Below are 25,857 nucleotides of genomic sequence, written 5' to 3' on the forward strand. Positions count from 1 at the left end.
CGGTTGTAAGCGCTTATGAAGATTTTACGCCGCGCCGCGCGGAGCTATTTATGGGCTCTGTTCGCGTGTTTTCTACTGGGGTCGGGTCGGGTTTGGGCCCAGAATCCGGCCAACATCCCTACCCCCCCTCCACCACCCGACGGGCCGCTTACCCTCCAGCAATGCCTGAGCTACGCGCTGGCCTACCAGCCGCTGGTGCAGCAAGCCCGCCTCGACGAGCGAAGCAATGAGGCCGATATTCGCATTGCGCTGGCGGCCTGGCTGCCGCAGGTGGGCCTCACGGGCACCGCGCAGCACTATTTCGGGCTGCCGTACACGGTGTTTCCGGACCCTACCACGGGTATCAGCACGCCACGCCAGCTGGGCGTGAAGAACGTGACGACCCTGGGCCTGAGCGGCACGCAGGTTATTTACAATAACGACGTGAACCTGGCGGCCCGCCAGGCCCGCTTTACGCGGCTGGCGGCGGGCCAGAACACGGTGAACACCAAAATCGCGACCGTGTCGGACGCCAGCAAGGCGTTTTACGACGTGCTGCTGTCGCAGCGCCAGCTCGCGGTGTTCGACGAGGATATTCGGCGCCTGAGCCGCAACTACAAGGATGCCCGCGCCCGCTACGACGCCGGTATCGTGGACAAAACGGACTACCTCCAGGCCGAGATTTCGCTCAACAATTCGGTGGCGGGCCGCAAGCAGGCGTTTGAGGCGGTAAAGGCCAAAACGGCCTACCTCCAGCAGCTGATGGGGCTGGCGGCCGACAAGCTCATCAGCCTGAAATACGATACGCTGCAGCTGGAGCAGGAAGCCGTGGTAGACACGCTGGAGCACCTTAACCCGGCCAACCGCATCGAGCTGCAGCAGGTGCTGACCCAGAAGTCGCTGCAAGGGCTCAACATCGATTATTACCGCTACGGCTTCCTACCCTCCTTGTCGGCGTTTGGCAACTACAACTCGGTGTATCAGGCTAATACCCTGGGTGACCAGTATAGCCAGCGGTTTCCCAACTCGTACACGGGCTTGCAGCTGGGGCTGCCGATTTTCACGGGCTTCCGGCGCACCTACAACCTGCGCCGGGCGCGCATCCTGGACCAGCGCATCGACCAGGACTTGCTCAACACCCGCAACCAGGTGACCACCGAATACGCCACCGCGCTGGCCAACTACAAGGGCTATTACAACGACTACGTCATTGGCCGGCACAACCTGGACCTGTCGAAGGAAGTGTACCGGGTCGTGGACTTGCAGTACCGCGAAGGCATCAAGGCCTACCTCGACCTGCTGGTGGCCCAAACTACGCTGCGCACCTCGCAGCTCAATTACTACAGCGCGCTCTTTCAGGTACTTACCAGCAAGGTTGAGTTACTGCGCACGCAGGGCACACTGCCCACTACTTATTAAATTCCGCCTTCGCCTAATGAAGACTAACTACCTGGCCCTGTGCGCCATTGCGGGCCTCGCTGCCAGCGCCGCGTGCGGCAAGAAAGACGACGATAAGAAAAACGCCCCGCCTCCCCCTACCCCCGTGAGCGTGGTAACGGCCCGCACCACCGACGCCGTGTATTATGACCAGTACCCCGCTACGGTGGTGGCCCTCAAGTCGGTAGAGCTGCGCTCGCAGGTAACGGGCTTTATCACGGCCCTGAACTTTCAGGAAGGCGACCTGGTGCCGGCCGGCAAGGTGCTGTATGAAATCGATAAGCGCCAGTTTCAGGGCGCCTACCAGCAGGCCGTGGCCAACTTGCGCAGCGCCCAGGCTTCGGCCCAGAATGCCGACGTGAACAAGACCCGCTACCAGCGCCTGCTGCAGCAGGATGCCGTGGCCCGGCAGCTAGCCGAAAACGCCGTAACCTCTGCCAGCACGGCCGGCAGCCAAGTGGCCGCCGCCCAGGCCGCCGTTAGCATTGCCCGCACCAACCTGGCGTTTGCCACCATCAAGGCGCCGTTTGCGGGGCGCATTGGCATCTCGCAGGTGCGGCTGGGCACGCAGGTGAGCGCCGGCACTACGGTGCTAAACACGATTTCGACCGAAGACCCGATTGCGGTGGACTTTGCGGTGAATGAGACGGATATTTCGCGCTTCCTAACCTTGCAGGGTAAAAAAGGGGGGGTAGGCGACTCCATTCTGCGCTTCGTGCTGCCCAATGGCCAGCCGTATAACCAGCCGGGAAAAATTCAGACCATTGACCGGGGCGTGGATTCGCAGACTGGCACCATCACGGTGCGCGTGCAGTTTGCCAACCCTCAGCGCCAACTCAAGGATGGCCTCAGCGGCGTACTTAAAGTGCTCAATACCAAGTCAGGCAGCCGCCTGGTAATTCCCAACAAAGCCATTGTGGAGCAGATGGGCGAAAACTTCGTGTACGTGGCCCGCGGCGACAGCGCCAAGCAGCAGAAAGTGCAGCTCGGTCCGCGCCTGCGCGATGAGATTGTCATTCTAGACGGCATCAAGAACGGCGACAAAATAGTGACCGACGGCGTGCAGAAGCTGCGCGACGGCGGTAAAATTCAGATTAGCGCACCCGGTGCGGCGGTGGCCGCCCCGGCCGGGCCAGCGGCGGGCAAGTAGATTGAGAGTAGTCGTTCTGGCGTGCGCCTCACCCCCGGTCCCCTCTCCGAAAAGGAGAGGGGGAGCCTAACGATTGAAGACGTAACAAGCAAAAGTGCCGCCGTGGCTCCCCCTCTCTTTTTCGGAGAGGGGGCCGGGGGGTGAGGCGCTTCGTTGAATGATTAGCACAAGCACCCTATGATTGCAGAAACCTTTATTCGCCGGCCCGTCACAGCCATTGTCGCCTCGCTGGTGATAGTGCTGGTGGGCGCGCTGGCCATGCTGAACCTGCCCATCGGGCAGTACCCCGAAATCACGCCGCCCACGGTGTCGGTGACGGGCACCTACATCGGGGCCGATGCCCAGACGGTGGAGCAGACCGTGGCTACGCCCGTGGAGGTGCAGGTAAACGGCACGCCCGGCATGACCTACCTCCAGAGCAACAGCACCAGCAACGGCCAGATGAGCATGACGGTGAACTTCGATGTGGGCACCGATATCAACATTGCGGCCCTCGACGTGCAGAACCGCGTGGGCATTGCTACCCCTACCCTGCCGCAAGAAGTGCAGCGCCTGGGCCTCACGGTGCGCAAGCGTAACCCCAGCATCCTGATGCTGGTGGCCATGTTTGCCCCCAAAGGCAGCCACAACACGACTTTCCTCGATAATTACGCCAACGTATTCATCAAAGACGCGTTGCTGCGCACGAAGGGGGTAGGCGACATTGTGTCGCGGGCCGATGACTTTTCGATGCGCATCTGGCTCAAGCCCGATAAGCTGGCCGCGCTGGGCGTGACGGCCAGCGACATTCAGGCCGCCCTCAATGAGCAGAACGCGCAGATTGCGGCCGGCTCGGTGGGCGCGCCGCCCGCCCAGCGCGGGCAGTCGTTCGAGTACATTGTGACGGTGCAGGGCCGCCTGGCCACCACCCAGCAGTTTGGCGATGTAATAATTAAAACCCGGCCCACCGACGGCTCGCTGGTGTACCTCAAGGACGTGGCCCGCATCGAGCTGGGTAAGTTCAACTACGCCAACAACTCGTACGTGGACGGCAAGCGCGCCGCCTACCTACTTGTTTATCAAGCACCCGGCGCCAACGCCCTCGAAACCTACGACAACGTGCTGGCCACCATGGACCAGCTTAAGAAGCAATTCCCGGCCGACCTCGACTACATCGTACCCTTCGAGTCGGCGAGCGTAGTGAAGGTATCTATCCGCGAGGTAGTAGAGACGTTGGGCGAAGCGCTGCTGCTGGTAATCGTGGTAGTTTACATCTTCCTGCAAAGCTGGCGCACCACGCTCATTCCGGTGCTGGCCATTCCGGTGTCCATTGTGGGCGCGTTTATTGCGTTTATTCCGCTGGGCTTTACGATTAACACGCTCACGCTCTTTGGCTTCGTGCTGGCCATCGGCATCGTGGTCGACGACGCCATTGTGGTGGTAGAGGCCGTGGAAGTGAACATCAACGAGCGCAAGATGAGCCCCGTCGATGCCACGCTGGAGGCCATGCGCGAGATATCGGCGCCGGTTATCGCCATCGCGCTCATTCTGGCGGCGGTATTTGTGCCGGTCGGCTTCATCCCGGGCATCACGGGGCGCTTGTACCAGCAGTTTGCCATTACCATTGCCATCTCAGTGCTGATTTCGGCTTTCGTGGCCCTGTCGCTCACGCCGGCGCTGTGCGTGCTGCTGCTTAAGCCCCACGAGGAAGGCCAGGAGTCGAAAGGCTTTATCAACAAGGGCTTCAAGAAATTCAACGACTGGTTTGGCCGCGTCACGGAGAAGTATGGCCACGGCGTGCAGCGGGGCATCAAACACTCACGCTTCGTAGTCATTATCCTGGTTTGCCTGGTGGCAGGCGCCGGGCTGCTGTTTCGCGGCAAGCCCAGCGGCTTCCTGCCGACCGAAGATGAAGGCCGTATTTTCATCACCTTCAACCTGCCCGAAGGTGCCTCTACCGAGCGCACCGTGGCAGTGCTTCAAGGCATGATGGATGAGCTGAAGCACACCAAAGGCGTTGCCCACTTCGCGGCGCTTGGCGGCCTGAACGCGGTTAACTTCTCCTCTAAATCGAACTCGGGCACCATCTTCTGCCAGCTCGACCCCTGGGACGACCGCACCGACAAGGCTTTGCAGCTGCAAGGCCTGATGGCCAGCCTGCAACAAACCATGGGCCGCTTTAAGGAAGCCACCACGGTCGTGATTTCGCCGCCGGCCATTCCAGGCCTGGGCAATACGGGCGGCTTTTCCTTCATCTTTCAGGAGCGCGAGGCCGGGGGCGATATCAAGGTATTTGACGCCAACCTGCAAAAATTTCTGGCTGCCATTCGCAAGCGCCCCGAAATCGCGACGGGCTTCTCGTTCTTCACGGCCAGCACGCCGGGCTACAAGCTGGATATTGACCGCTTGAAAGCCAAGAAGTTGGGCGTATCCATCACGGAGGTGGGCAACGCGCTGCGCACCTACCTGGGCAGCGCCTACGTTAACGACTTCACGCTCTACGGCCGCACGTTTAGGGTAGTGGCGCAGGCCGACTCGTCGTATCGCGGCGACATCTCCGACCTGGGCCAGTATTACGTGCGCAATACGGCCGGCGGCATGGTGCCCCTGAGCACGCTCACCTCCTATAAGCGCACCGAAACCGCCCCGCTCATCTCGCACTACAACCTGTTCCGGGCGGCCGAAATCAACGGTAACCCGGCCCCCGGCTTTAGCTCGGGCGACGCCATCAAGGCCTTGCAGGAAACCGCCGCGCAAACCCTACCCCAGGGCTACGGCTTCGAGTTCTCGGGCTTGAGCCGCGAAGAATTACTGGCCGGCGGCCAGACGATTTACGTGTTTGCGCTCTCCATCATCTTCGTCTTCCTGTTTCTGGCAGCGCTGTATGAAAGCTGGTCGGTGCCGTTTTCGGTACTGCTGGCAGTACCAATAGGCATTTTCGGGGCCATTCTGGCGCTGTTTTTCCTGCCCAAGCTTACCAACAACGTCTACGCCCAAATCGGGATGCTGACGCTCATTGGCCTATCAGCGAAAAACGCCATCCTGATTGTGGAGTTTGCCAAGGAGCGCGTAGACAAGGGCATGCCACTGGTCGACGCCACGCTCGACGCCGTGCGCCAGCGCCTGCGGCCCATTATCATGACCTCGCTGGCGTTTATCCTCGGCATCCTACCCCTCGTGTTTGCCTCGGGCGCCGGCGCCCAGAGCCGCCAAACGCTGGGCTGGACGGTATTAGGCGGCATGCTGGCGGCCACCGGCCTGGGCATTTTCATCGTGCCGGTGCTCTACGTCATCATCACCCGCTTCGCCTACGGCAAGGAAAAGCTGGCCGAGCTGGAGAAAAACTACCAGCCCGACGAGCACGGCGGCCCCAACCCAGACGGCGAGCCGCCGCACGACCAGGCACCCGCGGGCACACCAGTTCCGGCCTAGCGCAGCTGCTTCAGCAGTTTCAATTACCTTAAAAACGAGAGAGGCCCGGCTTTGCAGCCGGGCCTCTCTTGTTTTATCAAATTAAGGGGAGCTTACTCGCCCGCCTTCTCCATCAAATCGGCTAGCTCCTGCGAGATACCGGTGCTGCTGAAGCCGCCGTCGTGCATGAGGTTTTGCATGGTCACGTAGCGCGTGAGGTCCGAGAAGAGCGACACGCAGTAGTCGGCGCAGGCCTCAGCGGGCGCGTTGCCGAGCGGCGACATCTTCTGGGCGTACTCATAAAAGGCGTTGAAGCCCGCGATACCGGTGCCGGCCGTAGTCTTGGTCGGTGACTGCGAAATGGTGTTCACGCGCACCTTCTTGAGGTGGCCCAGGCGCTGGCCGTAGCTGCGGGCAATGCTTTCGAGCACCGCCTTGGCCTGCGCCATATCGGTGTAGTCGAGAAAGGCGCGCTGGGCGGCAATGTAGCTGAGGGCCACCACGCTACCCCACTCGTTGAAGGCGTCCTGCTTTTCGGCCACGGCCAGCATCTTGTGCAGGCTCAGGGCCGACACGTCGAGCGTCTGCTGGAAGAATTTGTAGTCGAGGTCGCCGTAACTCTTGCCCTTGCGGATGTTGGCGCTCATGCCAATCGAGTGGAGCAGGAAGTCAATCTTGCCTCCAAAGTGCGTCTGCGACTCGGTAAACAGCGTGCCCAGTTCTTCCATTGACGTAGCATCGGCCGGGATAATGGGGGCGTCAATCTCAGTGGCCAGCGCCTTGATTTCGCCCATGCGCATAGCTAGCGGGGCGTTGGTGAGCACGATGCGGGCGCCTTCGGCGTGGGCTTTCTGCGCTACTTTCCAGGCAATGGATTGGGAATTGAGCGCGCCGGAGATGATGCCGACTTTGCCGGCGAGGAGGTTAGAGGACATAAAGTGTAGGGTAAGCTTTAGCTTGCCGCCAATAGGCGAAACCAATAAGCAAAAGTAGGCAATTGCCCGGTAAGCTAACGCCTACCCCACTACTTCTTCCCCACGCAGCGCCAATAGCTCGCGGGCACTCTGCAAGGCATTTTCGCTGGGCTTGGCCCCCGCAATCATATGCGCAATCTCCTTGATGCGGTCCTCCGGGCTCAACTGCCGGATGCGACTCACGGTGCGGTCGGCGCGGTCTTCCTTGTACACAAAGTAGTGGGTGTCGCCAGCCGCCGCCATTTGCGGCAGGTGCGAAATGGCCACCAGCTGGTGCTTGTGCGCCATCTGCTGCATCATGCGGCCCACCTTCACCGCGATTTCGCCGCTGATGCCGGTGTCGATTTCGTCGAATACTATCGTGGGCAAAGCCGTTTTATCAGCCAGCATGTACTTGATACACAGCATCAGGCGCGAAAACTCGCCGCCCGACGCGGCCTTGCTCAGCGTCTGGGGCTGGGCGCCCTTGTTGGCGGTGAAGAGAATGCTTACCACATCGGAGCCGCTGGCGGCGAGCGGCCCGGTTTTGTGCTCTACCACGATGCGGGCGTGCGGCATGCCCAGGTCGGCGAGCAGCGTGCTTAGCTCCTTTTCGAACTTCGGGAACGCCTTGCGGCGGCTGTCGGAAAGCTTGGCGGCCTGGGTGGTAGCCTGTTTGAGGGCGGCGTCGGAATCTTTGCGCAGGCGCGTGATTTCCTTGTCAAGATTCAGCACCGAGCCCACTTTCTGGCGCAGGGTTTCGCGGGCTTCGAGCAGTCCTTCTACATCGCGACGCTGGTGCTTGCGCTGGAGGTTGTAGAGCACCGTGAGGCGCGCTTGCAGCTCTTCGGCGCGGGCGGGGTCGCCCTCAGTGCGGCGCTCGGCGGTTTCGACCTCGTCGGCAATGTCGTGCAGCTCAATCAGGCAGCTTTCGAGGCGCTGGCGCAGCTCGCGGAAATTCTCCGAGTAATTTGCTACCTGGCCCAGCAGCGTCGAAGCGTCCTTCATGGTGCCGGTGGCGCAGCTCTCGCTGTCGCGCAGGCCGTGCAGCGCCTGGCTCAGCTTGTACTTGATTTCCTCCGCGTTTTCGAGCTGCTTTACTTCCTGCTCCAGCGCGTCCTGGTCTTCCTTGTCGAGGTCGGCCTCTTCCAGCTCGCTCAGCAGAAAGCTATTGTAATCCAGCTCTTTGCTGGCCTGCACCGACTGGTCTTCGAGCGCTTTGAGGTCAGTTTCGAGTTTGCGGTACTGGCGGTAGGCGTTGCCGTACTGCGTGCGGGTAGGCACGAGGTTGGCGTAGAGGTCGAGCAGGTTGAGCTGAAACACGGCATCGCCCAGCAGCAGCGTATCGTGCTGCGAGTGGATGTCCATGAGGTTTGCGCCAATCTTGCGCAGGGCGTCCAGCGTCACGGGCGTATCGTTCACGAAGGCCCGCGACTTGCCCGACGGACTAATTTCGCGCCGCAGGATGCACTGCGCATCATAGTCCAAGTCTTCCGAGTCGAAAATATCCTGGAGTTGGTAGTTAGTAATGTCAAACTGCCCCTCAATCACGCACTTACGCTCGGTGTTGAAGAGCATGCGCGAGTCGGCCCGGTTGCCGAGCAGCAGCCCGATGGCGCCCAGCATAATGGATTTGCCCGCCCCGGTTTCGCCGGTAATAATGTTGAGCAGCGGCGAGGGCCGCATTTCTAATTGCTCGATGAGCGCGTAATTCTGAATGCGTAAATCGACTAACATATCCTATTACTTACTGTCATTGCGAGCAACGCGAAGCAATCGCATCAAAACTATCTGGCAGAACGAGTTATACGAGTTTCGTTCGGGTGCGATTGCTTCGCGTTGCTCGCAATGACAGACGTGTTTTTACTTAATAACGGTTTGATACTTGGCCAGATTACCGGGGTCCACGTCGGTGAGCAGAGCCACGAGCTGCTGCTTTTGCTGGATATCGGTGCTGGTGCGAAAGATATTGGTAATCTCATCGGCCTTGGCATCGAAGAAGGCGCGCAGGAATAACGTATTGGGGCGCACCGAATTAGCCTTTTGAATGCCGGTGAGCGCGGCCATGATGGAAGTACGCGCCTCGTCGGGCTTTTCGATAAAAATATCCATGCCCTGTCGGTAGTACGCATACAGGCCGGTGCGGAAAGCTTCGAGCTGCGGGTCGGTGAGGTTATTGAGCAGCCAGTAGCGGTTGCGCGGGCTAGCGTCGGTCCAGCCGGGGTCCGACTCGTTAGTAGTCGTCTGGCTGCTTGAGTATTGCATAATCACCCGCGCTTGGTCGTAGTAAATGGAACCGCCGAGCCGGGCAAAAGAGTCCTGGTCGCTGCCAATCACCAGATAGGCATAAAAGGCCAATATCGACGACAGATTATTGACGAAGTTGTTGGCCGCAAAGTCGAGCGGTGTCTGGGGCGTGTAATTGAAATTGAAGCTGCGGTCGTTGATGTTCAACAAGTTAGTTTCGTAGCTGGTGCCGTACACCGGGCGGGTAGCGATAAGGCGCATCGTGGCCTGGTAGGTGCCATTCTGCGGAATAGCCGTAATGCCCACAAACATGCGCAGCTTGATGCGCTCTTCGGGCCGGTAGGTCTGCTTGGTCCAGGTGCGGGTGTTCAAAAAGGCCGTCATGTCCTTTTGCAGCTGCTGCACGAGGGCACCATCGGTAACCACCGCGTTTTCGAGCGTTACAGTCACTTGGGCATTCAGCTCCTGGGCCTGGGCCCCTACCCCCCCCAGCAGCAGCAACGCGAGCAAGGCAATTAACTTACGCATACACAGCAGCATAACGGTTCAAAATAAGGGCCACCAGCGCGTGCGCCAGCTCACTTTTGGCTTGTAGCTCAAAGTTAAGCACCTGCCCGGCGCGGTCGAGCACGGCCACTTTGTTGGTGTCGTGGCCGAAGCCCGCCCCGGCATCGCGTAGGGAATTGAGCACTACTAAATCAAAGTTTTTGCGGTGCAGCTTGTCCTGGGCGTGCGCCAGCTCGTCTGTAGTTTCCAACGCAAAACCGACGGCAAATTGTTCAGCGCGCTTGCTTTGGCCGAGGGTGGCGGCGATATCCACGTTCTTCACCAGCTCCAGCGTGAGCGTTTCGCCCGCTTTTTTAATCTTTTCGGCGGCCACGGTGGCAGGCCGGTAGTCGGCCACGGCGGCGGCAAACACCCAGATATCCGCCAGCGGTGCGGCCTGGGCAGCGGCCTCGTACATCTGCTGGGCCGTTTCGACGCGCACCGTGGTCACGAGCGGGCTGGCGGGGGGGGGTAGGGCCACCGGCCCGCTGATGAGTGTGACTGTGGCACCCGTGGCGGCAAAGGCTTCGGCCAGGGCGTAGCCCATCTTGCCCGTCGAGCGGTTGCCCAAAAAGCGCACGGGGTCAAGGGGCTCGTAAGTGGGGCCAGCGGTGAGGAGAACGCGCATAACGTGTAGGGGAAGCTTTAGCTTGCCGTCTGGACTAATTGGCCGGGGTGAAAAACGGCAAGCTAAAGCTTACCCTACAAAAAAACGCCCTAATTCGGCCACAATCTGCTCGGGCTCCAGCATGCGGCCGGGGCCGCTGAGGCCGCTGGCCAGCTCGCCCGCGGGCGAGTCGAACACGTGGTTGCCAAACGAGCGCAGGCGCTGAATATTTTGCTGCACGGCCGGGTGGGCGTACATATCCAGGTCCATGGCGGGGGCCAGAAACACGGGGCAGCGCGCCGATAAGTACACAGCGCTCAGCAGATTAGGACACAGGCCCTGGGCCAGCTGGCCCAACGTGTTGGCGCTGGCCGGAGCAATAACGTAGGCCTCGGCCCACAGGCCCAGCTCCACATGGTTGTGCCACTGCCCACTGGCCGCATCACGCAAAAAGCCCGTCAGGACGGGCTTTTTGGAGAGGGTACCCAGCGTGAGGGGCGTAACGAAGGCGGCGGCGGCTTCGGTGAGAATCACCTGCACCTCGGCCCCGACCTGCACCAGCAGCCGCACCAGCGGCGCGGCTTTGTAGGCGGCAATGCTGCCGCTCACACCCAGCAGAATACGGCGGTTATGCAGGTTTCCTGGCTCTTGGTTCCTGGTTTTAAGTTCGGCCATTTTTCAAAAAGAGAACAACAAACTTGGGAACCAGGAACCTTAGAATAGCTCGCGGGGAATGATAACAGGCGCGGCCTCGGGAGTTTCGTAGTGCAGCTCGCCGGCAATGAATTCCTCAATAGCCTGGCTGGTAGGCTTAGGCTGGCGCTCGTACTGCTTGCTAACTTCAATCTGCTCGCGGTTTTCGAACACTTCTTCAAGGTTATCGACGGTGGTAGCAAACTCGGCTAGGCGGTCGGTCAGCTCTTCTTTCAGCTTCACCGACAACTGGTTGGCGCGCTTCGAGATGATGGAAATCGCCTCGTACACGTTGTTTTTTTCAGTCGTGATGTCGGCCAGGTTGCGGGTAACGATGGAAGCGGAAGCGGGGGTTTTCATTATCACGAAATTAAACGGTTTTCAAAAAAAGAGGGGGTAGCCCGTTGAGCTAATTAACGGTTGTCGCCGTCGGAGTCGGGTTAGCTTCCGGAACGCTCTTGAGGCGCTCCAGCTCGGCGCGGCTCTCGTCGAACATGGCCTGGGCCGTGCGGATGTTCTTGCTCTGCGGGTAGGTATCGATGAAGTGCTGATAGAACGCCACGACATCCAAAAAGCGCTCGCGCTGCTTGCTCTCGATACTTTCCTTGGCCCACTCGTACTGCGCTTGCAGGCGGATATATTCGGCCTGCTCACCGTAGGCCGAGCCGGGATACTGGGTAGTAAAGTTGCCCAGCGACGTGACGGCCGCCTGGTTGTAGCGTAGGCCATAGTAGAGCTTGGCACTCTGGAACGCCTTGTTTTCCAGCTTCTTCTGCAGCTCCTGCGACATGGCGTCCGTCTCAGTGCGGAACTGGCTGGTGGGGTAGGTATTCAGGAAATCCTGAATCGTTTCCAGCGCCGTTACCGTGTTGGTCTGGTCCAGCTCGTAGCCGGGCGAGTCGCGAAACAGTGACTTAGCCCGCAGAAACGACGCCTCCTCTACCAGCGGCGAGTTGGGGTAGGTGTCGATAAACTGCTTGAAATAATACGCGCTCAGCACGTAATTGCGCTGCTTGTAATTGGTGTTGGCGAAGTAAAACTGCGCCTTTTCGGCCTCGGGCCGGCCCTTAAGCAGCGGAATCAGCTCTTCCAGCAACGTACCTGAGCGGAAGAAGTCGCCCTTGTCGTAATACTTGATGGCCGCCTCGTACTTCTCATTGACGTTGGCACTTTTAAGCAGCTTTTGATAGCCCGTGCAGGACCCTAAGGAAAGAGTGCTGGTAAGCAGAACCGCAGTAATCAGACGAGGAAATCGCATATAAAGGGCAAAGGTACAAGTAAAACGGCGGCCGCGCCACAGGTAGTTCCGCCGCTGGCCGCGCTAGGCTAAGAGTCACGGGGCTAGCGCGGGGTTGCAACGGCGGCGGGTTTGGCCGCGGCGGGGGGGGTAGGCGGCCGCGCCGGAGCCTTGGTTGCGGGCGGGCGGACTTTCGTTTTCGCCTTGGGTTTGGGTCGGGTTTTGGGGCGGGTGCCGGGCTTGGCTTTGGCCTTCGCCTTGGGTTTGGCCTTTTTGATGTCGCTGGCGAAGTGCTTGCCGAAGACAATGCGGCGGGTAGGGCGCTCGGTGGCCCGCCACTTAAAACCCTTCAACTCTTTATTTTCCGGCTTTATCTCGTGCACTGGCGTATAGGTGGCCTCGGGGTTGGTGAGCCAGCTGAGCTGCTTGATTTTATTATCGACGAAGCGCGCCTGCATGGTGGCCGATACCGACTTGTTGAGGCCGCTCATAGTGGAGTCGCCATCCAGGGTAAAGTAGATACTTTCGGCGTTGCCGAGCACGTCGATACGGGCCATCTGACTGCGCCGGAAGTAGGCCACCATATTGCGGCCCTTCACCTGGTTGTAGTCTTGCACGGTGTCTTCCTGAATGACAAAGGCGTTGGAAAACAGGTTGGCCCGCTCCAATTGGCCGTGCTTAAAGCGCAGGTTCATCGAGTCGGAGGTGAGTTGGTTGCGGGCCTGCCACACCACCGGGTCGCGGTTAAGGTAGATGATGCTGTCCTGGCGGTCGTAGGTGAGCGAGTCGCAGCGGCCCTGCATCTTACCCCGAAAAATCTGCACCTTAGGCCAGGCGTAGATAACGGGGCGCTGCACGGCGCGGCCGGGCCGGGTTTCCACGCTCAGCAGCGTATCGGCGGCCAGGTAGAGGGTATCCTTGCCCGAGATATTGCGCACTACCGGCCGGTCGCCAAAAATCTTGGTGCGGCCCAGCGCCCGCCAGTACAGGCCACGGTCGCCGCGCAGCACCACATTATCCTTCTTCGAAATGAGCGACACGTGGCCCGTCGCCACGCCGTAGAGCTTCACCTGGTCATACACCAGCGCGTCGCCGCCGAGCAGGTAGCCGGGCGTGTCAATCTTGGCGTTGCGGGCGAAGTTGGACACGCGCGTTACCGTATTGTAGGTGCCTTTTTCGGCGTACAGGTCGCCCTGCATGCTTTTGATGCGGGTAGGGCCGTCAAAGTAGGCGATTTTGGAGATGGTATTAAACGTCAGCGTATCGTTGCGCAGGTCGGTAGCTGCCCCTTGCTCATCGAGCGAAACCAGGTGCACATCGCGCTTAAAGACAAAGACTTTACTATTCGTGTCGTAAAAACCCTGCTGGCTATCCAGCGTATTTTTGGGGTCCACGATGTGGCCGCCGACGGTGTAGAAGGCCGTGCGGCGGGTAAGGTCGTAGTCGAGGGCGGTAGTGGTGAGCGTCATACGCGGGTCGTGCATCACCACGCTCTGGCCGGTCATGCGGGCCAGGCGCTTATTACCATCGTAGTAGCCGTGGTCGCCGGTGATGGTCATCGTGTCGCTCTGCACGATGCGCACGTTGCTAAACCCTTCAATCTCATTGCGCTCGGTATACTGGTAGGCCGAGTCGCAGTACAGCAGCACGTCCTGCTGCTTGAACGAGACGTTGCCCAGCAATTTGCGGATTTTGACGCCATTGAAGTCGCCGCCGCGTAGCTCGTCGGCGTGCAGCAGCTCCACGGGCGTGCCCTTCACGGGTTGGGCGCGGGCACCGGGGGTAGGCGGCTTGGGGGCCGCAGCAGGCCGGTTTTGAGCGCGCAGAGCCCCCAGGGGCAGCAGTAATAGGACAAGCAGGAAAAAGCGGAGCAGCGGCATTCGGGGCCAAAGTTACGGCGGTGGGCGGGGCCTAACGCGCATCTTTGTAAGCTAGTGCCCTTCTCTCCTATTTGCTATGCTCGACCAGGTTCGCCAATTTATTATCCAGGAAAATCTTTTTGACCTCGAAGCCGACACCGTGCTGGTGGCCGTGAGCGGCGGCCTCGACTCGGTGGTGCTGCTCGATGTGCTGCATCGGCTGGGTGCCAAGCTGGCCGTAGCGCACGGCCACTTTGGCCTGCGCGGCGCCGAGGCTGATGCCGACGAGCAGTTTGTGCGCAAGCTGGCCAAGCAGTACGAGGTGCCCTATTTCGCCGAGTTTTTCCAGACCAAGGCCTTTGCCGAGCGCGAGGGTATTTCGACTCAGATGGCGGCCCGGCTGCTGCGCTACCGCTGGTTTGAGCAGGTGCGCGATACGAATGGCTACGCCGCCATTGCCACCGGCCACCACCGCCGCGACCAGGCCGAAACCATGCTGCTCAACCTCACCCACGGCACCGGGCTGGCCGGCCTGCACGGCATTCGGGCCAAAAACGACCGGGTAGTGCGCCCGCTGCTGGCCCAGGCCAAGGACGACCTCTACGACTACCTGGTTGAAAACCGCCTTATCTGGCGCGAAGATGCCAGCAACGACAGCCCCGTGTACCAGCGCAACCGCCTGCGCCAGCAGGTGCTGCCGGTATTGCGCGAGATTAATCCCAACCTCGACAACACGCTGGCCGCCACCGCCGAGCGCGTGGGCGGCGCCGAAGAAATAGTACGCCGCTACGTGGAAGACACCGCCGCCCAGGCCCGCCGCGACGCGCCCGAGGCCACGTATTTCAACATTGGACTGCTGCAAAACACGGCCGCCACTACCCTGGTGCTGCACGAGCTGCTGCGACCCTTCGGCTTCTCGTGGCCCGTGACCAAGGAAGTCGTGGCCAGCTTTAAGGGGCTGTCGGGCAAGCAGTTCGATTCGCCTACCCACCGCCTGGTGAAGGACCGCGACCAGCTCGTGATTACCCCGCGCCGGCTGGCCCAGTACGGTACCTTTCAGCTGGCTGAGGGCCAGGAAGACTTGCTGGCCGATGGCCTGCGCCTGCGCGCCAGCCAGCACGAGGGCGCAGGCTACGAAATTCCGCGCTCGCGCAGCACGGCGGCACTTGATATGGACAAGCTAAAATTTCCGCTCACGCTGCGGCGCTGGCAGGAGGGAGACTCGTTTATGCCACTCGGCCTGAAGGGTAAGAAGCACCTCAGCGACTTCCTCATCGACCAGAAAGTGCCCCTCAACCTCAAGGATGATGTGCGCGTGCTAACCTCGGCCGACGGCAAAATCTGCTGGGTCGTGGGCTTCCGCGTCGATGACCGCTTCAAGGTGGACGAGGAAACCGCCCGCGTGCTGGCTGTGCAGCGGCTGTGAGTGCGCGTAGTACTACCCCCTCTAGCAAAGACAAAGGGCCGGGAAGCAACTTGCTTCCCGGCCCCGATAAGCCTGGCAAACCAACGGCTACTGCACCACAAACCGGGTGGTAATCGTAGCCGTTTGGTCGGCGGCCTGCACCAGATACACGCCGGGCTTGAGGCGCTGCGTGAGGCGGGTAGTGCCAGTAGCGCCGACGGTGGCAGTGCCTTGGTAAACAGGCTGCCCCAGCAGCGTCAGCACGTTGATTTTGAGGAGCGTACCGGGCGTAAACCCAGCCAGGGCGACTTGCACAAACTCGGGGCCGGCCGGGTTGGGGTACACGCTGATGCTGCGGCCCGCCGCCACGGCTTTGCTTTGGGTGGTGGCCAGCGCCACGCTCTGGTCGGTGCCGTAGATGATGCCCCTACCCCCGGTAGTAAGGTACACGCGGCCGTAGGTCTGGCGGTCGCCGGCGATGATACCCACGAAGCCGTACTGGTGCTTGTCGTCGTTGATGCGCTTCCAGGTGGCACCCGTGTCGTCGGAGCGGTAGAAGCCAAAGACGTTGTTCTGCTTGCCCATGATGTAAACCGCCGGGTAGCCGGTAGCCGTGGCGGATTTGCCAAAGCCTACGGCAATGGCATCTACCCCCGTCACTTTTTGAAAAGAAGTACCCGAGTTGGTCGAGCGGTACAGGCCCGCGTTGGGGTCATTGCGGTATGCGCCGGGGCAAGTCAGCCAGAGGTCGCCTTCTTTGCCGAATACGGCCCCGAGCTGCGCATCGCCAACCAAGTAGCCATCCGTGCGAATAAAGCCCGTGGTGGCAACAGTAAAGGCCGCCCCGCCATTGGTGCTGACCAACACCTGCCCATTCATAGCGTCGTACACGTAGAATTTCAGCGGGTTTACCCGGTCGGCGATGGGGCGCAGGCTACCCGGCACGTTGTTGGCCGTAATGCCCGTCGAGGCCGTCCAGGTCGCGCCCCGGTCGGTGGAGTAATACAGGCCACTCGCGGCGTTGTTGGCGGCGGCCGGCTGCAACAGAATGCGGCTGCCATCGGCCGAAGTGGCTATTGACCCGCCGGTGGCGGCGTTGGGCGGCAAACCCGCAAATTCGGTGAACGTGGTGCCGCCATCGGTGGAGTAGGCCCCCATTTTAATGACGTTGGTCTGGTAGCTGACGCCGTACGAACGGACAATGAAGCTGGGCTGCAGCTCGGCAAAGTCGATATCTAGGTTGTTGCTGTGCGACGGCATGAAGCGCGTGGTGGGCACCACGTCGGGGTTATCGTGCCGGTAGCCATCCAGGTCATACACCACGCTCAGGAGCGGGGCGCCGGTGGGCGGGCATATCAACCCGCGGGCTACCAGCTCTTCCAGGCCTTGGTTGTTGAACTTCCAGGTGGGGGTAGTGGGCGTGGCCAGGTCGGCGGCGGTAGCGTTGGCACTGGAAAAGGCCCCATAGCCCGTCACGAACCAAGCCTTGTTCGAGTCGAAGGGGTCCACGTCTACATCGGCCAGCCAGTGGGGGTCCGATGCGGCATTGGACGGCGAAAGCGAGTGGTCCAGGTTGGCCTTGTTGGTGGCCCGCCAGTTCAGGATGGCCTTCCAGGTGGCACCCCCGTCGGTGCTCCGAAATATTTCATCGCCGCTGGCGTAGCGGTCAATGGTACTCACGAAAATAGTACCCGGCTTCAGCAGGTCGAGCGACAGCCCGGCATAGCCCCCGGCCGCTTCCGTACCGGGTAGCGTGGGCTTGATGCTGGTAAAAGCCCCGGTAGCAGGCACGTATTTCAGCACATCCCCCACGGTCACGTCGTTGGGGCCTGGGCCGTTGCTGTAGGCCAGGTACAACGTGCCATCGGCGGCCAGGGCGGCGTGGTGGGCCATCAGGTTGGTGGGAGCCCCGGCCACCGGCGCCCAGGTAGCCCCGCCGTCGGTGGTTTTGTAGAGGTTAGGCGCGCCCGTGCGCAGCACCCCCACATAGATAGTTTTGGTGGCCGTGCCGGCCGGGCTGCTGCTTTTATCAAACAGCACGAAGCTGATACCATTGCTGCCAATGGGCGTAGTAGCTACTGGGAAGCTGGCAACCTTCGCCCAAGTAACGGCCCGGTCGGTGCTCGTCCAGAGCCCATCGACGCTGGAGCCTAAGAACAGGGTAGTACCTAGATTGGGGTCTACCTGCAGCGGCTCGCCCGAGCCCCGCCCATTCTCGTTGCCCCCCAGCCGAAAGGTTAGGTTAGACCGGGCCCAGGTGGCACCCTTATCGTTGGAAGACAGAATAACGCCATTGTCAGCGTAGGTCTGCGTGTAGGTGCCGGTAGCCAAATACACCCGGTTGGCATCCGAAGGGTCGGGCGCAATGCTGCGAATGCCCATCATGTTCATATCGACCCGCGAGATGTCGTCGTTGAGCGGAATCCAAGTCTGAGCCACGGCATTCCAGCGGTAGGCCCCGCCCACGTCGGTACGGGCGTACACCACATCCTTTTGCGCGGGGTTGTAGATGATGCCCGAGACGAAGCCGCCCCCCTGGATATTCACGTTTTTCCAGGTGTAGGCAGGAGCGGTTTGGGCACCGGCCGGGCCGGCGGCAAGGCCCGCGCCCAGTAGTGCAGCGCACCAGAATGCGTCATTTTTTTTCATGTGGAAATGTTGAGATGGGTGGGAAAAGTGGTTTGCGTATCAGCATGCGCTGACACCTCCGTGAAAATAAGAGGAAACTTTAAATGGGAAGAGACTGCGCGTGCTGATGCCTGGCAAGCCGCCTTGTTCTCAGCAGCCTGAAAATGCTGTTTTTGAATCAATAATAGTAACATTAAGAGTTAAGTAGTAGTAGTTAATGCTGAGCTTATACTAACCTTCCGCAAGCCCTTAATAAATTTATCGGCATCACTGCATATGCTAGCCCTCCTTATGCCCTATCCCCTTATTTTACAGTATCTTAATCAAACGCTCACCTTACTTGCACCGGCCAACTGTTTCCGCCAGCGGCACTGGCTATGGACAAGCTCCGGTTTCCGCTCACGTTGCGCCGCTGGCAGGCGGGCGACTCGTTTATGCCGCGCGGCCTGAAAAGTAAAAAACTGCTCAGCTACTTCCTCATCGGCCAAAAAGCGCCCCTCAATCTCAAGGACGAGGCCTAAAGCCACCGTGCTGGTGGGCCCCTATCGCCTCACCTACTAGCCCGACTCTACGAACCCGGCCCCGCGCTCGGAAATTACGTACTTGCTACTGGGTAAAACGCTGTCGCAGTTTCATAGTTAAGGCGAGCAGCTTAGTGACTCGCTGCTTGTTGAGGCGCATAAAATGCCACTCAACCAGGAAACTTCAGACCTTCTCTGGCAGCAGTCCTTGGCGATACCACACAGCCGATTTCACTACGATATTTACAAGATGCTCGGCTTTTGATTGGGGTAGCCTCGACTACAGCGCCACGCTCACGGCCCTGCGCAGCACCGTGGAGAATGGCCCGCCCCCCGCTGGCCGTGCTGCAAGACCACCACGCCAGCGTGAGCGTGTTTCCGGTGGGCCGCCACGCCCTCACGGCCGCGGCCGACTACTACGCCAGCCGGGGGCCGGCCGCGCCGGTGCGGGCCGTGTTTGCCGACCTCACCTACCGCTACACGCTGCCCACGGCCCGCAAAATCGATTTGGAGGTGCGCTGGAATAATATTTTTGACACCCGGCAATATCAGTATGGCTCGGTGAGCCAGTTTGCGCTGGTGCAGAATACCTACCAGCTGCGGCCGGCACAGGTGCTGGCCCTAGTGCGGCTCTCGCTGTAAAACCGCGCTTCATGCCAATTTAAGGTATGCCGCCCGACTTTCGGGTGTACTTTTACCGCGCCAGACTTACTGGCAATGTTCCCTCCTACCTTCATTCCTACCCCATGAAAGTTACCGTAGTTGGGGCTGGCAATGTGGGCGCTACCTGCGCCGACGTGCTCGCCACCCGTGAAATTGCCAACGAAGTTGTATTGGTTGACATCAAGGAAGGCTTCGCCGAAGGCAAAGCCCTCGATATCTGGCAGAAAGCTCCCATTATCGGCTACGACACCCGCACCGTGGGCGTCACCAACGACTACGCCCGCACCGCCGGCTCGGAGGTAGTGGTTATTACGTCGGGCCTGCCCCGCAAGCCCGGCATGAGCCGCGACGACCTGATTGCCACCAACGCCGGCATCGTAAAATCGGTAACCGAGCAGGTAGTAAAGCACTCGCCCAACGCCATCATCATCATCGTGAGCAACCCGCTCGACGTGATGACCTACCAGGCGCATCTCACCGCCAAGCTGCCCCGCGAAAAGGTATTCGGCATGGCCGGCATCCTGGACACGGCCCGCTACCGCGCCTTTTTGGCCGAGGCCCTCAATGTGAGCCCCAAAGACATTCAGGCAGTACTTATGGGTGGCCACGGCGACACTATGGTGCCCCTACCCCGCTACACTACCGTGGGCGGCATCCCGGTTACGGAGCTGATTGACAAGGCTAAACTCGACGCCATCGTGGAGCGCACCAAGAACGGCGGCGGCGAGCTGGTGAAGCTCATGGGCACCTCGGCCTGGTACGCGCCCGGCGCGGCGGCTGCGCAAATGGTGGAGGCCATCGTGCGCGACCAGCGCCGCGTGTTTCCGGTGTGCCTGGAGCTGCAAGGCGAGTACGGCATCAACGGCGTGTACCTCGGTGCCCCGGTTATCCTGGGCAAAAACGGCGTGGAGCGCGTGATTGAACTGCAGCTCAACGACGAAGAAAAAGCGATGCTCGAAACCTCGCGCGGCCACGTGAAAGAGGTGATGGACGCGCTGGATAAGATGAGCGCCGCGGCGTAGCCGTGGTTTATGCTTAACGCAAAAAGGCCCGCTAGCTGTTACTAGCGGGCCTTTTTGCGTTAAGTCACCATGATAACGGCTAGCTGTTGCGCATTCATTTCGAGGTAGAAACTGGTGCACTTGTCAAGCTGCTTTAGTTACTCTAAATGCTGGGCATCGATATCGTTGGCCGCCAAAAACTTTACCAGCCGCATCGACGGGTGCACATCGCAGAGTGCCTTCATTGAGGCCGGGCCAATACTTCGCCCAAGGGCCGCCCGCTAGCCAGCAGCCCCGCGTATTGCAGCACGGCCAAGATATCCTCGCGCTCTAGCTCGGGGTGGTCTTCCAGGATTTCCTGGTTTGTCAGCCCCGAAGCCAGTAAATCCAGCAGTACAACTACTGGCCAGCGCATACCGCGCACAATTGGCTTTCCGTGGCAGATTTCCGGGTTTACAGTGATACGTTCGAGGTAATTCATACGGCACGAATTCACGAATTTCAGGCGACAACCGCGCACTTCGCTATTTCGGCAATTTTACTGGCTTAGCCTACCTTTGAAGCCCCCCATGCCTGCTTTTGCTCCCGCCACCCTGCTCATTCAAACCGCCTTCATCGGCGACGTTATCCTGGCCACGGCGCTGGTCGAATACCTAGCCGCCCACGAGCCTGGTGCGCCACTCGATGTGCTGGTGCGGCGCGGCAACGAAGGTTTATTGGCCGGCAACCCGCACATTCGGCGGGTTTTAATCTGGGATAAGAAGGATAAGAAATACCCGAATCTGCTGCGCCTGCTGCGGCAGGTTCGACAGGCGAAATACGGGCGCGTCGTCACGTTGCAGCGCTTTGCCAGCACGGGGTTTCTCACGGCCTTTTCGGGCGCGGCAGAGCGGGTAGGGTTTGCGGAGAATCCGTTCAGCCGGTTTTTTACGCGCCGCGAGCCGCACGTTATTGGCGATGGCACGCACGAGGTAGAGCGAAATTTATCTTTAATTAAAAATGATAAATTAAAAAGCAAAAATGAGCCAGTGGGTGATAATAATAATTCTATTATCGCTGGTGGTAAAGGCAAAAGTTTTAATTCTTCCTTTTTAATTTTTAATTCAACCAAGCCCTGTCTCTACCCTACCCCGGCCGATGAAGCAGCCGCTGCGCCCTACGCGGCCGTGGGCGAGTATATCTGCCTGGCGCCCACGTCGGTGTGGTTTACCAAGCAATATCCCGAGGAAAAATGGCTGGAGCTGCTGGCCGCCCTACCCCCCCATTTGCCAGTGTATCTGCTCGGTGGGCCGCCCGACACGGCCGCCTGCGAGCAGTTGGCCCAGGCGGCGGGCCGGCCGGGGCTGGTTAATTTATCGGGCAAATTATCCCTACCCGCCTCGGCGGCGCTGATGCGCGGGGCGCTGTTGAACTACGTCAACGACTCGGCGCCGCTGCACTTATGCTCGGCGGTGGATGCGCCGGTGTGCGCTATTTTTTGCTCCACGGTGCCGCGGTTTGGGTTTGGGCCCTTGAGCACGTTTTCGCGGGTGGTCGAGCATCCGGGGCCGCTGGCCTGCCGGCCGTGCGGGCTGCACGGGCACGCCCGCTGCCCACTGGGGCATTTCCGCTGCGCACTGGAGATAGAGACGCCGCAGCTGCTGGCGGCGCTGGCCGAGGCCCGGGCGTGGCGGGCGGAGGCAGTCTAAAATCATTGTCCTTGCGAGCGAAGCGCGGCAATCGCACCAGAACAAGTCGTTCGGGTGTAGTGCGGATGCGATTGCTTCGCTTCGCTCGCAAGGACAGCCGAATTTGCGCCCGCCGATTTATGAACCCAACAATACGCCCAGTTGCTCGCGGAACACCACCAAGCTCAGCCAGGCCAAGCCCAGCACCACTACCCCACCGAGCGCGGCCAGCCACCACGGATGCTGGTAGCTGCCCACGATACCCGGCCGATACGCCGCAATCAGAATAGGGCCCAGCGTGAGCGGCATGATGAAGCCATTGAGCGCGCCGGCCAGTACCAACAGGCTGACTGGCTTGCCGATGGTGATGAAAATCAGCGTCGAAACCAGGATAAAAGCGAGGGTAACAAGCCGCTCCTGTCGGCTGACGACCGGGCTCAGCGACTTCATAAATGACACCGACGTGTAGGCCGAGCCGATAACCGACGTAATGGCCGCCGAAAACATCACGACCCCAAACAATTTGTAACCCAACGGCCCGGCCGCCAGCCCAAACACCGAGGCCGGCGGATTAGCCTTGTCGATAGCCAGCCCCTGGCTTACCACCCCCAGCGACGCCAGAAACAGCAGCACCCGAATAACCGACGCCACCGAAATACCCATAATGGCGCTGCCCGTGGCCTGCGGCACGGCGGCTGGCCCGCGCACGCCGGCATCAAGCAGGCGGTGGCCACCGGCAAACGTGATGTAGCCGCCCACCGTGCCGCCCACCAGCGTGATGATGGCCAGCAGGTCGATACGGGTGGGCAGCACCGTACGGCGCAGCGCCTCGCCCACGGGCGGGTGCGAGGTAACTACCACGTACACAATGGCGAGCAGCATGAGCGCGCCCATGGCCTGGGTGAAGCGGTCCATGGCCCGGCCGGCTTCTTTCACCAGAAAAATGGCGATGGCCACGCCCGCCGTGAGCAGCGCGCCCACCGGCAGCGCCAGGCCAAATAGCACGTTCAGGCCCAGCGCCGCGCCGGCCACGTTGCCGATGTTAAAGGCTAGGCCGCCCAGCACAATCAGCCCCGACACGAGGCCGCCCAGGCCGGGTAGCACCGCGTTGGCAATGTCGGACGCCCGGCGTTCGGCCACCACAATCACGCGCCAGATGTTGAGCTGCACCACGAGGTCAATCACAATCGACACCAGAATAATGAAGCCGAAGCTGGCCCCGAGCTGCTGGGTGAAAACGGTGGTCTGGGTGAGGAAGCCGGGGCCAACGGCCGAAGTGGCCATCAGAAAAGCGGCCCCGAGGAGCACGCCCCAATTTTTGGCGGGGGTAGGCGCGCTCATAAGCCAGTGGCGCGCACGTCCACGGCGGCGCTGGCTAGGGCCGTGCGCAACTGCCGCGCAAAGTCGAGGGCGTGCGCGCCGTCGCCGTGCAGGCACACCGTATCGGCCCGGATGGCTACCTCCTGGCCCTGCTGGGTGCGCACCCAGCCGCCCTGCACCATGCGCAGCACCTGGGCAATGGCCACCTCGGCGCTGGTGATGAGCGCATCGGGCTGGCGGCGCGGCGTGAGCGTGCCGTTGGCCTGGTAAGTGCGGTCGGCAAATACTTCGTGGGCGGTTTTGAGACCGATTTTCTCGCCAGCTCGGGTCAATTCGGAGCCGGCTAGGCCGTAGAGCGTCAGCTCGGGCTGCACCTTATAGATGGCCTCGGCAATGCTCTCGGCTAGCTGGGCGTTGGTGGCGGCCATGTTGTAGAGCGCGCCGTGGGGCTTGAGGTGGTGGAGCTGGCCGCCCTCGGCGCGCACCACGGCGGCCAGCGCGCCGAGCTGGTAGACCGTCATATCAAAGGCTTCTTCGGGCGAAATATCCAGGTTGCGGCGGCCGAAGCCCACCAAATCGGGCAGGCCGGGGTGCGCGCCAATTGCTACCCCCTGCCGCAGGGCCAGGCGCACCGTTTGCTTCATCACGCCAGGGTCGCCGGCGTGGAAGCCGCAGGCCACGTTGGCGGAGGTGATGAGGGGCATGAGGTCGGCGTCCTGGCCCAGCGTCCAGGCGCCGAAGCTTTCGCCCATGTCGCAGTTTAAATCGACGGTAGCGGGTGGTTTTAGCATAGTGATTTCAGGTCAACCGCGCGCGTCAAGTCCCGCAGGCGCTGTTGCTGCGCAAGATACAGCGCCTGCGCCTCGGCCATTGCCACCAATTGAAAGCGCAGCCGCGTGCCCGGCAGCGCCTGGGCCAGCCGGCCCACATCGGCAGCGATTACCTGCGCCAGGCGGGGGTAGCCGCCGGTGGTTTGGCAGTCGGCCAGCAGCACAATGGGGTGCCCGCCCGCCGGCACCTGCACCGTGCCGAAGGTGACGGCGCTCGACAGCAGCTCCGTATCCGAATCGCGGCGCAGCGCCGGGCCGCTGAGCCGGCAGCCCATGCGGTCGGCCTCGGTAGTCACGGTGAAAATTTCTTCCCCAAAAGCCCGCTGGCTCTCCGGCGTAAACTGTGCGTATTCGGGGCCAGGAAGGGCGCGCACCACCACTTCGGCGCCCGGCTGGGGGGTAGGGGCCACTGCGGTGCGCCACGGCGCGGCGGCCCAGCCGGCAGCTTCCGCTGGAGCAATTTGGGCAAACAGCCGCCGACTCAGGGCCGACCACTCGCCCACTGGCAGCGCGTCGCCGGCTTGCAAAGCCCGGCCATTAAGCCCGCCCAGCGCGGCGCGCAGGTACGTGGCGCGGCTGCCCAGCACGAGCGGCACGGCTACGCCGCCCGCCACCGCCAGCCAGGCCCGGCCGGCGGCCGGCGCGGCCCCAAATGCCAGCACCGCGCCGGCCCGCACCGCCACCGGCCGGCCGCGCGGTACCGGCTGGCCATTGATAGTAGCCGCCAGGTCGGCTCTGGTGAGGGCCAGCAGCGCATCGGCCTCAAAACGGAGGGTAGGGCCGCGCAGGGTGCACTCCAAACCCGCCGCGTTTTCGGCATTGCCCACCAGCAGGTTGGCGGTGCGCAGGGCCACGGCATCGAGCGCGCCGCTTATTACAAGGCCTGTTTTTTGGTAGCCGAAGCGGCCCAGGTCCTGCACGGTAGTGAGCAGACCGGGTTTCAGAACGCGGATGCTCATGCGTTCAGACGATGAAATTCAGCCGCCGAAATGGGCACGAAGCGCAGCCGGTCGCCGGCTTGCAGCAGGCTGGGCTGAGCGCGGCCGGCATCGAACAGCCGGCGCGGCGTGCGGCCGATGAGCTGCCACCCACCCGGCGTGGGCAGCGAATAAATACCCGTTTGCAGCCCCGCGATGCCCACCGCCCCGGCCGGCACCAACGGCCGGGGCACGGCGCGGCGCGGGGTAGCCAGCCGCGCATCCAGCCCGCCGAGGTAGGGAAAACCGGGCGCGAAGCCCACCATATAAACCAGGTATTCGGCCACCGAATGGAGTTGAATTACTTCCGCTTCGCTTAGCTGCGTGTGCTGCGCCACGGCCGCCAGGTCGGGGCCCAACTCGCCGCCGTAGCACACTGGAATTTCCACCAGCGGGCCGGGCACGTAGTCGACCGTGGCGGCCTGGGCGGCGGGTAGCAAGCCTTGCAAGTAGCTGGCTACCTGCTCGTAGGGCGGCACCTCACTATTTTGGCTTAATTCCCACGGGTCATAATATACGGTGAGCGTGGTGAAGGCGGGCACGTACTCGCGCAGGCCGGGCGGCGGGCTTTGGTCGAGCAGCCGGGCCAGCGCCTGGAGGAGCTGGTGCGTGGCCGGGGCGATGCTGTGGCCCAGCTCCAGCACCACGGCCGCGTCGCCGAGCGGGTAGAGGCGGATGAGGGGGGTAGGGTCGGCCATGCGGAGAAAGTTGCGGTGGGGTTGCGCGCGCAGGGCGAAATTGCGCATA

22 protein-coding genes are annotated in these 25,857 nt (G+C 61.3%); 8 read left to right on the top strand and 14 right to left on the bottom strand.

Features of this window, described 5'->3' with window-relative positions; translation table 11 throughout:
• Positions 1–15: 15 nt before the first annotated feature.
• The 3 genes from E4631_RS10520 (at position 16) to E4631_RS10530 (ending at position 5,977) form a co-directional block, all read left to right on the top strand.
• The gene (locus E4631_RS10520; RefSeq protein ID WP_133655454.1) at positions 16–1,398 is read left to right on the top strand and encodes a TolC family protein; all 1,383 of its coding nucleotides are present in this window, start codon (positions 16–18) and stop codon (positions 1,396–1,398) included.
• A gap of 16 nt (positions 1,399–1,414) precedes the next feature.
• Positions 1,415–2,566 (top strand): efflux RND transporter periplasmic adaptor subunit, encoded by a 1,152-nt coding sequence (locus tag E4631_RS10525; protein WP_133655453.1) that lies wholly within the window; start codon positions 1,415–1,417, stop codon positions 2,564–2,566.
• A 177-nt stretch (positions 2,567–2,743) separates the two neighbouring features.
• Entirely contained in the window at positions 2,744–5,977 is a 3,234-nt protein-coding gene (locus tag E4631_RS10530) for an efflux RND transporter permease subunit (protein ID WP_133655452.1), read from the top strand.
• A 92-nt stretch (positions 5,978–6,069) separates the two neighbouring features.
• Here E4631_RS10530 and E4631_RS10535 read toward each other — a convergent pair whose 3' ends face one another.
• The 8 genes from E4631_RS10535 to E4631_RS10565 form a co-directional block, all read right to left on the bottom strand.
• Positions 6,070–6,891, bottom strand: a complete 822-nt coding sequence (locus E4631_RS10535; RefSeq protein WP_133655451.1) for an enoyl-ACP reductase — start codon at positions 6,889–6,891, stop codon at positions 6,070–6,072.
• A gap of 81 nt (positions 6,892–6,972) precedes the next feature.
• Entirely contained in the window at positions 6,973–8,646 is a 1,674-nt protein-coding gene (gene recN / locus E4631_RS10540) for a DNA repair protein RecN (protein ID WP_133655450.1), read from the bottom strand.
• A 126-nt stretch (positions 8,647–8,772) separates the two neighbouring features.
• On the bottom strand, positions 8,773–9,684 hold the full coding sequence (locus E4631_RS10545) for a DUF4835 family protein (protein ID WP_166647913.1): 912 nt from the start codon (positions 9,682–9,684) through the stop codon (positions 8,773–8,775).
• Complete coding sequence (locus E4631_RS26940; RefSeq protein WP_166647912.1) at positions 9,677–10,330, bottom strand: phosphopantothenoylcysteine decarboxylase; 654 nt, start codon at positions 10,328–10,330, stop codon at positions 9,677–9,679. Before E4631_RS26940 ends, E4631_RS10545 begins: the two co-directional genes overlap by 8 nt.
• A gap of 69 nt (positions 10,331–10,399) precedes the next feature.
• Positions 10,400–10,984 (bottom strand): flavoprotein, encoded by a 585-nt coding sequence (locus E4631_RS26945; RefSeq protein ID WP_166647911.1) that lies wholly within the window; start codon positions 10,982–10,984, stop codon positions 10,400–10,402.
• 39 nt (positions 10,985–11,023) lie between these two features.
• Positions 11,024–11,362, bottom strand: a complete 339-nt coding sequence (locus E4631_RS10555; RefSeq protein ID WP_133655448.1) for a DNA-directed RNA polymerase subunit omega — start codon at positions 11,360–11,362, stop codon at positions 11,024–11,026.
• Positions 11,363–11,411: 49 nt separating this feature from the next.
• Positions 11,412–12,260 (bottom strand): outer membrane protein assembly factor BamD, encoded by an 849-nt coding sequence (locus tag E4631_RS10560; protein WP_133655447.1) that lies wholly within the window; start codon positions 12,258–12,260, stop codon positions 11,412–11,414.
• Between the two features lie 83 nt (positions 12,261–12,343).
• Positions 12,344–14,119, bottom strand: a complete 1,776-nt coding sequence (locus E4631_RS10565) for an OstA-like protein (RefSeq protein WP_133655446.1) — start codon at positions 14,117–14,119, stop codon at positions 12,344–12,346.
• Between the two features lie 76 nt (positions 14,120–14,195).
• On the opposite strand from E4631_RS10565, the gene tilS (E4631_RS10570) reads away from it, so the two are divergent.
• Entirely contained in the window at positions 14,196–15,524 is a 1,329-nt protein-coding gene (gene tilS, locus E4631_RS10570; protein ID WP_133655445.1) for a tRNA lysidine(34) synthetase TilS, read from the top strand.
• Between the two features lie 87 nt (positions 15,525–15,611).
• Here the strand turns inward: tilS (E4631_RS10570) and E4631_RS10575 are convergent, their stop codons facing one another.
• Positions 15,612–18,152: a T9SS type A sorting domain-containing protein gene (locus tag E4631_RS10575; protein WP_133655444.1), complete on the bottom strand. Its 2,541-nt coding sequence runs from the start codon at positions 18,150–18,152 to the stop codon at positions 15,612–15,614.
• A gap of 356 nt (positions 18,153–18,508) precedes the next feature.
• Between E4631_RS10575 and tilS (E4631_RS10580) the strand changes: the two genes are divergently transcribed.
• From tilS (E4631_RS10580) to mdh, 3 genes are all read left to right on the top strand, one after another.
• Positions 18,509–18,652 (top strand): tRNA lysidine(34) synthetase TilS, encoded by a 144-nt coding sequence (gene tilS, locus E4631_RS10580; RefSeq protein WP_133655443.1) that lies wholly within the window; start codon positions 18,509–18,511, stop codon positions 18,650–18,652.
• Positions 18,653–18,973: 321 nt separating this feature from the next.
• Positions 18,974–19,294 (top strand): hypothetical protein, encoded by a 321-nt coding sequence (locus tag E4631_RS10585; protein ID WP_133655442.1) that lies wholly within the window; start codon positions 18,974–18,976, stop codon positions 19,292–19,294.
• A 104-nt stretch (positions 19,295–19,398) separates the two neighbouring features.
• Positions 19,399–20,337 carry a malate dehydrogenase gene (gene mdh / locus E4631_RS10590; RefSeq protein ID WP_133655441.1) on the top strand — a complete coding sequence of 313 codons (939 nt, stop codon included), beginning with the start codon at positions 19,399–19,401 and terminating at the stop codon, positions 20,335–20,337.
• A gap of 220 nt (positions 20,338–20,557) precedes the next feature.
• Here mdh and E4631_RS10595 read toward each other — a convergent pair whose 3' ends face one another.
• On the bottom strand, positions 20,558–20,797 hold the full coding sequence (locus tag E4631_RS10595; RefSeq protein ID WP_133655440.1) for a DUF433 domain-containing protein: 240 nt from the start codon (positions 20,795–20,797) through the stop codon (positions 20,558–20,560).
• Positions 20,798–20,885: 88 nt separating this feature from the next.
• On the opposite strand from E4631_RS10595, the gene E4631_RS10600 reads away from it, so the two are divergent.
• Positions 20,886–22,004, top strand: a complete 1,119-nt coding sequence (locus E4631_RS10600; protein ID WP_133655439.1) for a glycosyltransferase family 9 protein — start codon at positions 20,886–20,888, stop codon at positions 22,002–22,004.
• Between the two features lie 117 nt (positions 22,005–22,121).
• On the opposite strand, the gene E4631_RS10605 is transcribed toward E4631_RS10600, so the two are convergent.
• The 4 genes from E4631_RS10605 to pxpB are packed head-to-tail and all read right to left on the bottom strand — an operon-like array spanning position 22,122 to position 25,856.
• Positions 22,122–23,324 carry an NRAMP family divalent metal transporter gene (locus E4631_RS10605; protein ID WP_133655438.1) on the bottom strand — a complete coding sequence of 401 codons (1,203 nt, stop codon included), beginning with the start codon at positions 23,322–23,324 and terminating at the stop codon, positions 22,122–22,124.
• Positions 23,321–24,094: a LamB/YcsF family protein gene (locus E4631_RS10610; protein WP_133655437.1), complete on the bottom strand. Its 774-nt coding sequence runs from the start codon at positions 24,092–24,094 to the stop codon at positions 23,321–23,323. Before E4631_RS10610 ends, E4631_RS10605 begins: the two co-directional genes overlap by 4 nt.
• Positions 24,088–25,092: a biotin-dependent carboxyltransferase family protein gene (locus E4631_RS10615; RefSeq protein ID WP_133655436.1), complete on the bottom strand. Its 1,005-nt coding sequence runs from the start codon at positions 25,090–25,092 to the stop codon at positions 24,088–24,090. The genes E4631_RS10610 and E4631_RS10615 overlap by 7 nt, the downstream gene beginning before the upstream one ends.
• On the bottom strand, positions 25,089–25,856 hold the full coding sequence (pxpB, locus tag E4631_RS10620) for a 5-oxoprolinase subunit PxpB (RefSeq protein WP_240734822.1): 768 nt from the start codon (positions 25,854–25,856) through the stop codon (positions 25,089–25,091). Before pxpB ends, E4631_RS10615 begins: the two co-directional genes overlap by 4 nt.
• Between the last annotated feature and the right edge of the window lies 1 nt (position 25,857).

It is taken from the genome of Hymenobacter sp. UV11 (assembly GCF_004684095.1).
Lineage (GTDB): Bacteria > Bacteroidota > Bacteroidia > Cytophagales > Hymenobacteraceae > Hymenobacter.